This is a genomic window from uncultured Aquabacterium sp. (assembly GCF_913773725.1).
Taxonomy (GTDB): Bacteria; Pseudomonadota; Gammaproteobacteria; order Burkholderiales; family Burkholderiaceae_C; genus Aquabacterium.
In genome coordinates this window covers 20,279-34,501 of sequence record NZ_CAJYGK010000015.1, presented here as the reverse complement: position 1 = coordinate 34,501, position 14,223 = coordinate 20,279, and the positions used below count along the sequence as shown (strand labels likewise).

Annotated in this window: 12 protein-coding genes; 3 read left to right on the top strand and 9 right to left on the bottom strand. The window is 67.3% G+C overall.

All coding sequences use genetic code 11. The features are described 5' to 3' along the window. From QZ709_RS01070 to QZ709_RS01060, 3 genes are all read right to left on the bottom strand, one after another. A partial coding sequence (locus tag QZ709_RS01070; RefSeq protein WP_294635520.1) for a LysR substrate-binding domain-containing protein occupies nucleotides 1-664 on the bottom strand: 664 nt, incomplete at its 3' end. 48 nt (nucleotides 665-712) lie between these two features. After that, a complete protein-coding gene (gene recG, locus QZ709_RS01065; RefSeq protein ID WP_294635519.1) occupies nucleotides 713-2,764 on the bottom strand; it encodes an ATP-dependent DNA helicase RecG in 2,052 nt (683 codons plus the stop codon). 152 nt (nucleotides 2,765-2,916) lie between these two features. After that, nucleotides 2,917-3,150 carry a hypothetical protein gene (locus tag QZ709_RS01060; protein ID WP_294635518.1) on the bottom strand — a complete coding sequence of 78 codons (234 nt, stop codon included), beginning with the start codon at nucleotides 3,148-3,150 and terminating at the stop codon, nucleotides 2,917-2,919. Nucleotides 3,151-3,263: 113 nt separating this feature from the next. Between QZ709_RS01060 and queA the strand changes: the two genes are divergently transcribed. Genes queA through tgt form a run of 3 tightly spaced genes read left to right on the top strand, consistent with a single transcriptional unit; the run spans nucleotide 3,264 to nucleotide 7,846 of the window. Beyond that, nucleotides 3,264-4,331, top strand: coding sequence for a tRNA preQ1(34) S-adenosylmethionine ribosyltransferase-isomerase QueA (gene queA, locus QZ709_RS01055; RefSeq protein WP_294635517.1), 1,068 nt, complete (start codon nucleotides 3,264-3,266; stop codon nucleotides 4,329-4,331). A 4-nt stretch (nucleotides 4,332-4,335) separates the two neighbouring features. Then, nucleotides 4,336-6,687 (top strand): hybrid sensor histidine kinase/response regulator, encoded by a 2,352-nt coding sequence (locus QZ709_RS01050; protein WP_294635516.1) that lies wholly within the window; start codon nucleotides 4,336-4,338, stop codon nucleotides 6,685-6,687. 19 nt (nucleotides 6,688-6,706) lie between these two features. Beyond that, nucleotides 6,707-7,846 (top strand): tRNA guanosine(34) transglycosylase Tgt, encoded by a 1,140-nt coding sequence (tgt, locus tag QZ709_RS01045; RefSeq protein WP_294635515.1) that lies wholly within the window; start codon nucleotides 6,707-6,709, stop codon nucleotides 7,844-7,846. A 21-nt stretch (nucleotides 7,847-7,867) separates the two neighbouring features. On the opposite strand, the gene QZ709_RS01040 is transcribed toward tgt, so the two are convergent. From QZ709_RS01040 to QZ709_RS01015, 6 genes are all read right to left on the bottom strand, one after another. Then, on the bottom strand, nucleotides 7,868-8,944 hold the full coding sequence (locus tag QZ709_RS01040) for an endonuclease/exonuclease/phosphatase family protein (RefSeq protein ID WP_294635514.1): 1,077 nt from the start codon (nucleotides 8,942-8,944) through the stop codon (nucleotides 7,868-7,870). Nucleotides 8,945-8,983: 39 nt separating this feature from the next. Beyond that, on the bottom strand, nucleotides 8,984-9,670 hold the full coding sequence (locus QZ709_RS01035) for a CAAX prenyl protease-related protein (protein WP_294635513.1): 687 nt from the start codon (nucleotides 9,668-9,670) through the stop codon (nucleotides 8,984-8,986). Nucleotides 9,671-9,691: 21 nt separating this feature from the next. Then, on the bottom strand, nucleotides 9,692-11,599 hold the full coding sequence (locus QZ709_RS01030; protein ID WP_294635512.1) for an MFS transporter: 1,908 nt from the start codon (nucleotides 11,597-11,599) through the stop codon (nucleotides 9,692-9,694). 84 nt (nucleotides 11,600-11,683) lie between these two features. Next, nucleotides 11,684-12,892: a CoA transferase gene (locus QZ709_RS01025; RefSeq protein WP_294635511.1), complete on the bottom strand. Its 1,209-nt coding sequence runs from the start codon at nucleotides 12,890-12,892 to the stop codon at nucleotides 11,684-11,686. Nucleotides 12,893-12,930: 38 nt separating this feature from the next. After that, nucleotides 12,931-13,386, bottom strand: a complete 456-nt coding sequence (locus QZ709_RS01020; protein ID WP_294635510.1) for a biopolymer transporter ExbD — start codon at nucleotides 13,384-13,386, stop codon at nucleotides 12,931-12,933. Between the two features lie 12 nt (nucleotides 13,387-13,398). Further along, nucleotides 13,399-14,223 (bottom strand): MotA/TolQ/ExbB proton channel family protein, encoded by an 825-nt coding sequence (locus QZ709_RS01015; protein ID WP_294635509.1) that lies wholly within the window; start codon nucleotides 14,221-14,223, stop codon nucleotides 13,399-13,401.

Genomic DNA, 14,223 nt, shown 5'->3' with positions numbered 1-14,223 from the left:
GGATGCCTTCGGCATCGCTCGAGAAGCGGGCAAACTCAGGGCAGACCTCGAGCACGTGGTCACGGAAACAGTGGCCGGAGCCCAGCAGCAGCATGGTCTCGCGCTTGAGCTCCTCGGCGCCGATGCGCTCGCGGCTGGCCAGGGGGTGGCTGCGCGGCACCGCCACCATGAAGGGCTCCTCGTACAGCGGGGCTGTGGCCAGGTTGGTCTCCGGGAAAGGCTCGGCCAGGATGGCGCAATCGAGCTCGCCCGCACGCAGCATCTCCAGCAGCTTGACCGTGAAGTTCTCCTGCAGCATCAGCGGCATCTGGGGCACGCGGGCAATCGCCTGGCGGACCAGATCGGGCAGCAGGTAGGGGCCGATCGTGTAGATCACGCCCAGTCGCAGAGGGCCCGCCAGCGGATCCTTGCCACGCTTGGCGATTTCCTTGATGGCCTGGGCCTGCTCGAGCACCGCCTGAGCCTGACGGATGATCTCTTCGCCCAGCGGTGTCACGCTGATCTCAGCACTGCCACGCTCGAAGAGCTTCACATCGAGTTCGTCTTCGAGCTTCTTGACCGCCACCGACAGCGTCGGCTGCGACACGAAACAGGCTTCGGCGGCGCGCCCGAAGTGGCGCTCGCGGGCCACGGCGACGATGTAGCGGAGTTCAGTCAACGTCATGACCTGGATTGTGCGGCAAGCCGGTGAACGCCTCGGCTCGCACGGCGATCAGGCCTTGAGGTACTCCGATTTGGCGCCCAGCCAGCGTGCGGCGTGGCGCTGGGCCGCTTGCGGGTGCTCGCGCAGCAGGACCTCGGCCACCTGACGCGCTTGGGCGATCAGTGCCTGGTCCTCCTCCAGGTCGGCAAAGCGCAGCAGGGCGGCTCCGGACTGACGGGCGCCCATGAACTCGCCGGGGCCCCGGATCTCGAGGTCACGTCGGGCGATCTCGAAACCGTCGGTGGTCTCCACCATGGCCTTGAGGCGCTGCTTGCCCGAATCCGACAGCGGCGAGCCATACAGAAGCACGCACACACTGGCCACGGCCCCGCGCCCCACCCGGCCGCGCAGCTGGTGCAGCTGACTCAGGCCGAAGCGCTCGGCATGCTCGATCACCATCAGGCTGGCGTTGGGCACGTCCACGCCCACCTCGATGACGGTGGTGGCGACCAGCACGGCCAGCGCGTTGGCGGCGAACTGCGCCATGACCTCGGCCTTCTCGGCGGCCGGCAGACGGCCGTGCAACAGGCCCACGCCGAAGCCCTGCAGCGTCTCGCTCAGCTCCTGATGAGTCTGTGTCACGTTGCTCAAGTCCAGCGGCGGCCGCCGGTCGGACGCACGACCCGCGGCCTCGTCGGCAGCCTGGTCGCTGGCCTCGGTCTCGTCGATCAGCGGGCAGACCCAGTACACCTGCCTGCCGCGGGCCACTTCGTCACGAATGCGCTCGATGACCTCCTCACGACGGGCGTCGACAAACACCTTGGTGACGATGGGCGTGCGGCCGGGGGGCAACTCGTCGATGGTGCTCACCTCGAGGTCGGCCAGGTAGGTCATGGCCAGCGTGCGGGGGATGGGCGTGGCGCTCATCATCAGCAAGTGTGGCTCGAGCTCGGTGCTTTCCAGCTTGCGGCGCAGTTGCAGGCGCTGTGCCACGCCGAAGCGGTGCTGCTCGTCGATCAGCGCCAGCCCCAGCTTGGCGAACTCGACCTGGTCCTGAATGACAGCGTGGGTGCCGACCACGAGTTGGGCCTCACCCGATGCCACGGCGGCCATCTGCTCCCGTTTCATCTTCGGCTTGAGGCTGCCAGTAAGCCAGGCCACCTTCACACCCAGCGGCTCCAGCCAGCCCACGAGCCTGCGGAAGTGCTGCTCGGCCAGGATCTCGGTGGGCGCCATCAGGGCGCACTGCCAGCCGGCATCCATCGCCACGGCGGCAGCCAGAGCGGCCACCACGGTCTTGCCCGAGCCTACGTCGCCCTGCAAAAGCCGGTGCATCGGCCGGGCCAGAGACAGGTCGGTCGCGATCTCGGCCACCACGCGCTGCTGGGCGCCGGTCAGCTCGAAGGGCAGCACCGCCATCAGGCGATCCAGCAGACCCTGAGGCTTCGCCCGCAGCGAGGGTGCGCGCAGGTGGGCTCGCTCGGCCCGCGCGCGCAGTTGCGACATCTGCTGGGCCAGCAGTTCCTCGAACTTCAGGCGCTGCCAGGCCGGGTGGCTGTGGTCTTCCAGGGCCGCCAGCGACACCTCAGGGCTGGGGTGGTGCAGGAAGTGCAGTGCCTCGCGCAGCGTGGGCCAGGTGCCGGGCAACAGCGCAGAAGGGATCACCTCGTCCAGCGGTGCCCGGGCCAGCCCCGCGGCCACCGCCTTGCGCAGGTAGGCCTGCGGCAGGCCAGCAGCCGTCGGGTACACCGGCGTCAACGCCGCAGCCAGCGGGGTGTCCTCCTTCACGATGCGGACCGTGGGATGCACCATCTCGCGCCCGAAGAAGCCATGACGCAGCTCACCGCGCACACGCAGGCGCACGCCCGGCCCCCAACTCTTCTGCTGAGAGCCGTAGAAGTTCAGAAAGCGCAGCAGGACCTCGCCACTGCCATCGCCCAGGCGGATGATCAGCTGCCGACGCCCGCGGGCTTCGACGCGGCTTTCGCGCACCGTGCCTTCCACCTGCACGGTCTCGCCGTCGCGGGCCTCGCACAAGCGGGTCAGGCGGGTTTCATCCTCATAGCGCAGCGGCAGGTGCAGCGCCAGGTCGATGTCGCGCACAAGGCCGAGCTTGTCCATCGCCTTCTGGGGCGCAGAGCGGGCCGCGGACCGGGCGACGGAAGGGGCACCGGTCGGTGGGCTGGGGGATGCGGCCTGGCGGGGCAAGATGATGTCGCGGATCGGCTGGAAGACGCAGCAGATTGTGCCTGCGGGTTCAGTGCGAGGCCGGCTCAGCAGCGGCCCGAGCGCCGGCTGCGGGGATTGAGCTTGTCCAGCTCCGTCACCTGCTGCTTGAGCAGGAGGATGAGGGTACGCGCATCATCCACCGCCAGCGACAGCGTGCTGGTGATGCGCTCGTCCTTGGCGGGACGAGGCTGGACCAGCGCATCGACGCTCAGTTCGATGAGGCCCTTGTCATGCCGGATGGCCTTGATGCGTTGCAGTTCGATGTCGTGGGTCTTCATGACGGTGTGCGCGGGAAATCGGAAAAAGGGGCATTGTCAGGCAGGCCGAGCCCTCGGCGCTTGAGCGACAATCACGCCTTTTGGCACGGGGCTCGTCCGCCCCTCAAAACCCGATGTCCGTCCTCGCCCCCTCACCTGACCGCGCCTACACCCTCGCCGATTTCGATTTCGATCTCCCCGAGTCCCTGATCGCCCAGCACCCGGCCCCGGAACGCAGCGCCTCCCGCTTGCTCGACGGCCGGGGCGCCCAGCCCGTCGACCGCGTTTTCCGCGACCTGCCCGACCTGTTGCAGCCAGGGGATCTGCTGGTCTTCAACAACACCCGCGTCATCAAGGCCCGCCTGTTCGGCACCAAGGCCACGGGCGGCGCGGTCGAGGCCCTCATCGAACGCGTGCTGCCCGGCACCCAGGAAGTCTGGGCCCACATGCGCGCCAGCAAATCGCCCAAGGCCGGCGCCCGCGTGCGCTTTGCCGATGCCTTCGACGCCGAGGTGCTGGGCCGCTGCGGGCCGGACGACGGCCTGTTCCACCTGCGCTTCGAGGGCGACCCGTTCACGCTGCTGGAACGGCACGGCCACGTGCCTCTGCCCCCCTACATCACCCACGCCGACGAAGAAGACGACGTGCGGCGCTACCAGACGGTGTTCGCGAAAGAGCCGGGCGCCGTGGCGGCCCCGACGGCCGCCCTGCACTTCGACGAGGGCGTGCTGGCCGGCCTGGCCGCCCGCGGCATCCGCACCGCCGAGGTGACGCTGCACGTGGGCGCGGGCACTTTCCAGCCGGTGCGCACCGACAACCTGGCCGAACACAAGATGCACAGCGAGTGGTTCGACGTCCCCCAGGCCACGGCGGACGCCATCCGGGCCACCCGCGCGGCCGGTGGCCGGATCGTGTCGGTGGGCACGACCACGCTGCGCGCCCTCGAGTCGGCGGCACGCGGCGCCACTCCGGAAGCCATCCTGGATGCCGGCCAGCGTGACACCGACATCTTCATCACCCCTGGTTTCGATTTCAGGGTGGTGGACGTGCTGATCACCAACTTCCACCTGCCCAAAAGTACGCTGATGATGCTGGTCAGCGCACTCGCGGGCTACGAGCACATCCGGTCGCTGTACGCGCACGCCATCGCCCAACGCTACCGGTTCTTCAGCTATGGCGACGCCATGCTGATCCAGAGGTGATTCCATGTTGCGCTGGCTTCGCTGTCTGTTGACGCTCCTGCTGCTGTGCGCCGCAGGTTCAGGGCATGCCGCGCCGGCCAGCGCTGTTCTCACCCAGACCATCAACCAGGCCACGCTGGCGCTCGGCGCCTGTGCCGAGGGGCGCGATGGCCGGGCCGTCAGCCTCCCCGATGACTGGCGGCAGTTGAAGATCACGCCGCCGGCCGAAGCCTGCTACCGCGCCCGCCTGCAACTGGAGCGCGCGCCCAAAGAGCCGTGGGCCCTGCGGATCGACCGCCTGCCCGGCAACCACCGCGTCACCGTCAACGGCGTGCCACTCGGTACCCGACACATGGAAGGCGACCAGATCACGAGCATGGGCACCCTGCCCTATCTGATCGAGGTGCCGGCCAATGTGCTGCTGCCCGGCGAGAACGACATCCAGATCGACGTGCGGATGAACAACTTCCGCAAGCCGGGGGTGTCGCCCATCGTGGCCGGCCCGCTGGATGCCATGCGCGACGACTTCGACCGCTGGGCCATGCTCACGGTCGAGCTGCCGCAAACCGCCAACATGAGCGTGGTCGGCATGGCGCTGTTCATCCTGCTGGCATGGCGTGCACGCCCCAACGAAGTCATCTTCGGGTACTTCGGCTGGCTGATGCTGATCATGTGCGGCCGCAACGCGCTGTACCTGGTCGAGACCATCACCTGGCCGGCCCCCTTCGTGGACTGGCTGTTCTTCGCCACGCACGCCATCACGACCTACTACCACGTGATGTTCGGCCTGTCGTATGCCAACATCCCCTATGAGCGTCTGATCTGGCCGCTGCGCGCCATCGGCTTCGGTGTGCCGGTGCTGGGCCTGATGGCCATGGGCACGCCCTACCTGGATGTGCTGCGCATGATCACCTACCCGCTGATGATGTTGGGCGGGATCCTGATCGTCGTGAAGATCGTGCAGCACGCCTGGACCCGGCACTGGATGGAGGCCGTGGCCATGACGTTGGGGCCGGTCGGGACGCTGGTCAGCATGGGACACGACTACCTGTTCCTCACCCCGCTGCTCGCCGTCACCGACCTTTACTGGACGCCCTACTTCTCACCCATCATCTTCTTGGGCTTTGCGCTCACGCTGATGCGCAAGTTCGTCGAGGCCATGACGCTGGCCGAGCGGCTCAATGTGACGCTGGAAGAGCGGGTGGCCGAGCGCACCCGCGCGCTGGAGGCCGCCAACCAGTCCAAGACCCGCTTTCTGGCCGCCGCCAGCCACGACCTGCGCCAGCCCACGGCGGCCATCGGCCTGCTGACCAGCCTGCTGCGACAGCAGGCGACCACGCCCGAAACCCGCAAGCTGACCCACACGCTGGACGAAGCCGTCAGCTCGATGGAATCGCTGCTGGTGGGCCTGCTGGACATCTCGCGGCTGGATGCCGGCGCTGTCAAGCCCGCCTTCCAGGCCGTGTGCCTGCACGATGTCTTTCAGGCCGTGAAAGTGCACGAACAGAGTGCCGCCGATGCCAAGGGGCTGCAGTTGCGCTTCCGCCTGCCTCGCCACGCGGGACGCGACCACCTGGCGGTGCTGACCGACCCCATGCTGCTGCACAGCGTGCTGCGCAACCTCGTGGCCAATGCCATCCGGTACACCCAACGGGGTGGCGTGCTGGTGGCCGCGCGCCGACGGGGTCGCCATCGGCTGCGCATCGAGGTGTGGGACACCGGCATCGGCATCGCCCCCGACCAGCAGGAACGCATCTTCGAAGAGTTCTACCAGGTCAGCAACGCGGCCCGCGATCGCAGTCGCGGCATTGGCCTGGGCCTGGCCATCGTCCGCCGAACGGCCACCGTGCTCGGTGAGACCGTGACCCTGCGCTCCCGCCCGGGCCGAGGCTCGTGCTTCGCCATCGAATTGCCACTCAACCTCGCACCGAAGCAGGCCCAGGTGGCAACCTCCGCGCCCGAACGCCCGCTGACAGGCCAGATCATCTGGGTGGTGGAAGACGACCTCCTGCTGCGCGGCGCCCTTGAGGAAATGCTGCACAGCTGGGGGGCCCACGCCCATTGCTGGCCGGACAGCGAGGCCCTGCTCGACGACCTCCCCGAACTGCTGGCCGAGGGCGACGACGCGTTGCCCGACACCCTGATCACCGACTACCGACTGCCCGGCCTCAACGGCCTTCAACTGGCTCAGAGACTGAGCGCGCAGGCGCAGGCCCAGGGCCGCACGCTCAAGACGCTCATCATCAGTGGCGACACCGACCCCAGCGAAATCGCGCGCCTGAGTGCCTCGGGCCAGGACGTGCTGGCCAAACCCTTCCGCAGCGAGCGCCTGCTCGAACGCCTCAACCGCTTGCACGGCCACGCCGCAGCGGCCTGATCCGACACCCGGAATTTCCATGCTGACATTCGACCTGCTCAAGACCGAAGGCCACGCTCGCCGCGGCCGACTGACCCTCAACCACGGCGTGGTCGAGACACCGATCTTCATGCCCGTGGGCACCTATGGCACCGTCAAGGGCGTGATGCCGCGCTCGCTGGAAGAGATGGGCGCGCAGATCATCCTGGGCAACACCTTCCACCTGTGGATGCGCCCCGGCCTGGACATCATGCAGCAGTTCGGCGGGCTGCATAAGTTCGAGAACTGGCACAAGCCCATCCTGACGGACTCGGGCGGCTTCCAGGTCTGGTCGCTGGGTGACATGCGCAAGATCAGCGAGGAAGGCGTGCGCTTCGCCTCGCCGGTCAATGGTGACAAGCTGTTCCTCACGCCCGAGATCAGCATGCAGATCCAGACCATCCTGAACTCGGACATCGTCATGCAGTTCGACGAGTGCACGCCTTACTGGAAAGGCGACAAGTCACTCGGCCACATCACCACCGAGAAGGAAGCCCGCGCCTCGATGGAACTCAGCCTGCGCTGGGCCAAGCGGTGCATCACCGAGTTCCAGCGCCTGGAGAACCCCAACGCGCTGTTCGGCATCGTGCAGGGCGGCATGTTCGAGCACCTGCGGGAAGAATCGCTGGCCGGCCTGGCCGACCTGGACCTGCCGGGCTACGCCATCGGCGGCGTGAGCGTGGGCGAGCCCAAGGACGAGATGATGCGGGTGATGAACTTCATCAGCCCGAAGCTGCCAACCCACAAGCCGCGTTACCTGATGGGCGTGGGCACGCCGGAAGACCTGGTGGCTGGCGTGGCCGCGGGTGTCGACATGTTCGACTGCGTCATGCCCACCCGCAATGCGCGCAACGGCCACCTGTTCACGCGGTTTGGTGACCTGCGTCTGCGCAACGCCCGCAACAAGTCCGACGAGCGCCCGATCGACGAGACCTGCACCTGCTACACCTGCCAGAACTTCAGCCGCGCCTACCTGCACCACCTCGACCGGTGCGGCGAGATGCTGGGCCCGATGCTGACCACCATCCACAACCTGCACTACTACCTGAACCTGATGAAGGAAGTGCGGCAGGCCCTGGACGAAGGCCGCTTCGCCGCCTTCCAGCAGCAGTTCGCGGCCGACCGCGCACGAGGAGCCTGAGCCCCGCACGGGCCCGTGCCATCAACGCCGGCGCTGCATCAACAGGTCGGCCACCACCGGCCGGTGCTCGGAGGCAAGGCCACCGCCAACTTCGGTGGCCTGCACACCGATGTCCGAGCTAACGAGGATGTGGTCGATGCGCAGAAAGGACTGATGCAGGCCGATGCGCAGCGAATGCCCGTGGGTGTAGCCATAGCCGCGGCCTGCTGACGACCAGACATCGCGCAGGCCCGTGGCCAGCAGGCTGCGCACGACCTCGCTGCGCTCGGGTGCGTTCAGGTCGCCGGCCACGATGACAGGCCCTGCCACACCCCGCAGGTGCTCGGCCAGTCCGTGGGCCTGCTCGATGCGGGCCATGACGTTGCCCTCCCAGGCTTCCAGCCCGTCCAGCCCACCATGGCGCACGGCGAGCAGCCCCTGCCGGGGTGTCACGAAATGAACGGTCACGAGAGTGAAAGGCCCGTTGGGGCCCTGGACCTCGCAGTGCACGAAGTCATGCCGCTCGTGGTACTCCACCGGAAAAGGCAGGCGCACAGCCCGGCACCCCGACAGCGGATAGCGGCTGGCCACCACATACTGCCCGTGAAAGAAGACCTGCCGGTCGCCGAAGAGGCTGGCCTGGAGACCGGGATTGGCACGCTCCATGGCCGGCAGTCCGCCTGCATCCTGCATCACCAGCACGTCGGGGTCGTGGAACGCGATTTCGGAAGCCAGGCCCTCCATGCCACCGGGTCGCTGCGACGCCAGCAACACCTTGGCGTTGTAGGTCATCAGCCGCAACGGGCGCTCTCCGTCGTCCGCCGAGCCCCATGCCAGGTCCATCACCACGACCGCCACCAGCGCGACAGACAGCGCAGCCATCCATCGCCACACCGGCCTGAGCCAGATCGTGCACCACAGCGACAGCATCGCGGGCAACAGCAACCAAGGCCATGGGAGGTAGGGCGCCAGGATCAGCAAGGGGTGAGAAGACGGCCCCACTTGCAGCAGCACAGCGGCGGCCACGGTCAACACGCAGGTCAGGGCCACGCCGGCACGCACCAGGAAACCCACCCACCACACGGGGCCACGCCGGGCCCGCGTCATCTGCTCGCTCAAGCGATCACCTTCTCGCACACGCCCGGCACCATGCCGGGCTCACCAGAACTGCCAGTTCCCGTTGAGCACCACCCACACGCCCAGCACGCCGTTGGTGACGGCATGCGCGAGGATCGGTGCCCACAGGGACCGGGTGTAACGATACAGCAAGGCGTAGGCCAGACCGGCCAGGATGGCGCCCAGCCAGTGCGTGTGGGCCAGCATGAACACGAGCGTCGACAGCGCGATCGCCTTGACCGACACCCGGGCCGGATCGATGGACTCGAAATCTGGCCGGTCCACCCAGCGCATCAGGAAGGAACGCCAGAACAGCTCCTCCATCACCGGCACCATCAGCGCCGCCCCGATCCAGCGGAACACGATCAGGCCCCACATCAGGCGCCCTTCTTCATCGACCGGCACGAAGGTGGCCGTAGGCTCCCCCAGCATCATCCATGGCTCGGTCAGCACGACCCACAGCTTGAAAATCACCAGACCGACCACGATGGACACCAGCGCTGCCCGCCATCCCAGGCGCACGGTTTCGCCATAGGGGCGCTGCAGTTCCGTGTAGCGCTTCCAGTAGAACACCAGGCACCCACTGACCACGACCACACAGGCCGGGTAGACCCAGCGCGGATCCACGGCCCCGTCAGCAGGCAGGACACCACGCAGCGCCAGCAGCGCCATGAACAGCACGAACGGTACGATGCGGGGCCAGGCGGCCGGAGTCAGCAGGTTACCCATGGGTAGCGAGATTCCGTCAGTTCAAGGGGTGGGCTCATCGAGCAGGTTCTGCACACGCTGCTGCAGGACCGCGGGTGTGACCTGAGAGGCGGGGATCGGTTCCCCGACAACCAGCCCCACCGGGTTGAACACCCCCCGACGCAGGGGGCGCGCCAGGGCCACCCCGTCGATCCGGGAAAAGCTCGAGCCCCACAGGTTGTGCAGGGCAGCCGGGATCACCGGCACGGGGTTGGTTTCAAGAATCTTCATGATGCCGGCCTTGAACGGCTGCAGCTTGCCGTCGCGCGTGATGGCCCCCTCGGGGAAAAGACACAGCAGCTCCCCTTCGTTCAGCACGGCCCGGGCACGCTCGAACGCCGCCTCATACGCCGCCGGGTCCTCCTTCTGCGGCGCGATGGGAATGGCCTTGACCAGCCGGAAGAACCAGCCGATGCCCGGTGTGCGGAAGATGCGATGGTCCATGATGAAGACCATGGGGCGCGGGCTCAGCACCCCCAGGATGACCGCGTCGACGAAGCTCACGTGGTTGCACACGAGGATGGCGGCGCCATCGGTGGGCAGGTGGTGGTCCCCCCGCACGCGCAGCCGGTAGACGATGCGGGCCACGAACAGCATCACCAGGCGCACGATGTACTCGGGCATCAGCCAGAACACATAGCCCACGACCAGCACGTTGAGCAGGGCCGTGGCGCCGAACACCTCGGGGATGCTGAAGCCCGCGGACAGCATGGCGCCCGCGGCCAGGCTGCTGACGATCATGAACAACGCGTTGAGGATGTTATTGGCTGCGATGATCCGGGCCCGGTGGCTGGGCTGGGAACGCAACTGGATCAGGGCATACATCGGCACACTGTAGAGGCCGGCACTGAACGCAAGCAGCGCCAGGTCCACCATGACCCGGCCATGCCCGGCCTGGGCCACGAACGCCGAAGCGGTGAATAACGGGGCTTCTGCCGGATGCGTCAGCCCGCTGGCCGCAAGATACAGGTCGAAAGCGAAGACGGTCATGCCCACCGCGCCGATGGGCACCAGGCCGATCTCGACGTGCCGGTGAGAGAAGCGCTCGCACAGCAGCGAGCCCACCGCAATGCCCACCGAGAACACAACCAGCAGCAGCGAGGCCACGTGCTCGTCGCCGTGCAGCACGTCGCGTGCAAACGAGGGGAACTGCGCCAGGAACACGGCGCCGAAGAACCACATCCATGAAATGCCCAGCAGCGAACGGAACACGCTCGGATAGGCGGCGGCCAGCCTCAAGTTGCGCCAGGTTTCCGACACCGGATTCCAGTTGATCTTCAGGTCAGGATCGGAGGAAGGCGAGGCCGGGATGGCGCGGGCCATCAGCCAGCCGAGCACGGCCACCGCGAAGCACGCAGCCGCCACCCAGTGCCGGCCGGCTTCCGGAACCCCCATCAGCAAGCCCCCACCCACATTGCCCAGCAGGATGGCCACGAAGGTGCCCATCTCGACCAGGCCATTGCCCCCGGTGAGTTCATGCTCGCGCAGGTGCTGCGGCAGGTAGGCGTACTTCACCGGGCCGAACAGGGTCGAATGCAGCCCCATCAGGAACACGCACGCCAACAGCAGCGGCACCCACGTGAACCAGAAGCCCAGGCCCGCGAGCACCATGATGCCCACCTCCATGAGCTTGACGCTGCGCATGATGAAGGCCTTGTCATGCTTGTCGGCCCACTGCCCGGCCGTGGCCGACAGCAGCACGAAGGGCAGGATGAACAGCGCCCCGATGACCAGGCCGGCCATCTTCGCGTCCAGCCAGCTCACCTGCAGCTGATAGGTCACCAGCACCGTGAACGCAAACTTGAACAGGTTGTCGTTGGCCGCCCCGAGGAACTGCGTGAAGAAGAACGGGGCGAAACGGCGCTGGCGCAGCAGGCTGAACTGGCCGTCGCTGGAAGACGGAGCACTCACAGGGAAAACCTCCTTGGTCCGGACCTCGTCGTGAGCCCGGTACTGCGCCGATTGGACATCAAAAAGCGGCGCTACCGTGAAGGCTCACTTCTTGAGCCGGGACAGCACCGCCTCCGTGTCCTCGCCCAGCAGCGGGCCACGCCGCTGGATGGCCCCGGGCGTGCGAGACAGCTTGGGCACGATGCCGGGCACCTCCACCGTCAGGCCGTCGTGCGTGGTCACCGGCACGATCATCTCGCGCGCCCGGTAATGCGGGTCTTCGGCGATGTCCTGCGCGGTGTAGATCCGTCCCACCGGCACGCTGGCCGCGTTCAGCACGTCCAGTACCTGGGACACGGCCCGCGCGCCTGTCCAGGCGCCAATGGCCGCATCGATTTCAGCCACGCGCTTCACCCGTCCCGGGTTGCTGGCCAGTTCCGGGTCGGTGGCGAGGTCATCGCGGCCGATCGCGATCATCAATCGCTTGAAGATCGAATCGCCATTGCCACCGATCACCACCATCCCGTCGGCACAAGCATAAGCATTGCTGGGCGCGATCCCCGGCAGCGCCGAGCCAGCCGGCTGCCGCACGGCGCCGAAGGCGCTGTACTCGGGCAACAGGCTTTCCATGCAGTTGAACACCGCCTCGTACAGCGCCACGTCGATCACCTGCCCACGGCCCTTGGGCGCCTCGGGCGTGACGCTGGCGTGTCGCGCCTGCAGCGCCAGCAGGATGCCGATCACACCGTGCAGTGCCGCGAGCGTGTCGCCCAGGCTCACACCGGCGCGCACGGGGATGCGGCCGGGCTCGGCGTTCAGGTAGCGCATGCCACCCATGGCCTCGCCCACGACGGCGAAACCGGGGCGATCCTTGTAGGGCCCGGTCTGCCCGTAACCGCTGATGCGCAGCATGATGAGACCCGGGTTGCGCGCGCTCAGTGCGTCGTAGCCCAGCCCCCATTTCTCCATCGTGCCGGGCTTGAAGTTCTCGATGACGACGTCGGCCTCATCGATCAGCCGCGCCACCGTGTCACGGCCCTCCGGAGTGCGCAAGTCCAGCACCACACTCTGCTTGTTGCGGCTCTGCACCTGCCACCACACGCTGGTGCCGTTGTGCAACATGCGCCACTGACGCAGCGGGTCACCGCCTGCGGTGCCCTCGGCGGGCGGGGGTTCGACCTTGATCACCTCGGCACCGAAATCTGCCAGCGTCTTGCCGGCAAACGGCCCGGCGATCAGCTGACCGAGTTCGATGACACGCAGGCCGGCCAGGGCCTGAGGTGAAGGCGGGGCAGAAAAAGGAAGCGGGCTCATATGAGCCCGCATTCTCGGTCAGATCAGTCGTCCCCGCGTCAGGGCTTGGCCGGGGTCGCGGCCGGTGTGGGCGCAGCGCCAGGCGCCGGATCGGTCACGAAACCGATCTTGCTCAAGCCCGCCCGCGAGGCATCGGCCAAGGTCTCGGCCACCGCGCGATAGGGCACCGCCTGGTCGGCACGCAGATGAATCTCGGGCTGCGGCTGCTTCTCAGCCTCGACCGTGAAGCGCGCGGCCGCCTCTTCGCGGGTCAGCGCGGCGCCGTTCCAGTACCGTACCCCATCGGCATCGATCGACAGGTCGATCTTCTCGGCCTTGGCCGACATCACCGTGGCGCTGGCCTTCGGCAGCTCCAGCTTGACCGAATGGCTCAGCAAGGGGGCGGTGACGATGAAGATCACCAGCAGCACCAGCATCACATCGATCAGCGGCACCATGTTGATCTCGGCCAGCGGCGCACTGCCCTTCTTGCCGTCAAAACTGGCGAAAGCCATGGTTCAGTCCCTTCAGGCTTGCGACTTCATCGGCACGACGGCGGCAGGGGCACGGCCCGGCTCGGCATTGGTCGAGTTCTTCAGCGTCTGGCCGGTCGACAGGAAGGCAAACAGCTCGAAGGCGAAGGCATCCAGGCGGGCGCCCCACACGCGGTTGCTGCGGGTCAGCCAGTTGTAGGCCATCACGGCGGGGATGGCCACGGCCAGGCCCACGCCCGTCATGATCAGCGCTTCGCCGACCGGACCGGCCACCTTGTCGAGCGTGCCCGCACCGGTCTGGCCGATGGCCAGCAGCGCGTGGTACACGCCCCACACCGTGCCGAACAGGCCGACAAACGGCGCGGTGGCCCCGATCGTGGCCAGCACGGTGAGGCCGCTTTCCATGCGCATGGTTTCCTCATCCAGCACCTTCTTGATGGTGCGGGTCAGGAACTCCTGGGCCGAGCCGGCTTCTTCCAGCTTCGCCGCGCCATAGCGAGCGTGGTGGGCCTGCGCGTGCATGGCGTGCGAGGTCAGGTGCGAGAAGGGCTCGCTCACGCCGTGGGTGCTGATCTCGTGCTGCACGGCTTCGAGCGAGGTCGCGTTCCAGAAGAAGTTCAGGAAGGCCTGGCTGCGTTTCTGGCGCAGATACAGACCCACACCCTTGGTGACGATCAGCGCCCATGACGCCAGCGACATCAGCACCAGGATGACGAACAGGCCCTGACCCACGGCATCGGTCTGGGCAATGAAATGGCTGAACCCCAGCTCGGCCGGTGCTGCAGCGGGCGCCGTGGTGGCGGTCGAGGCCGTCACGGCAGAAGCGGCCGAAGTCGCCGCGGTGGTGGTATCGGTCAT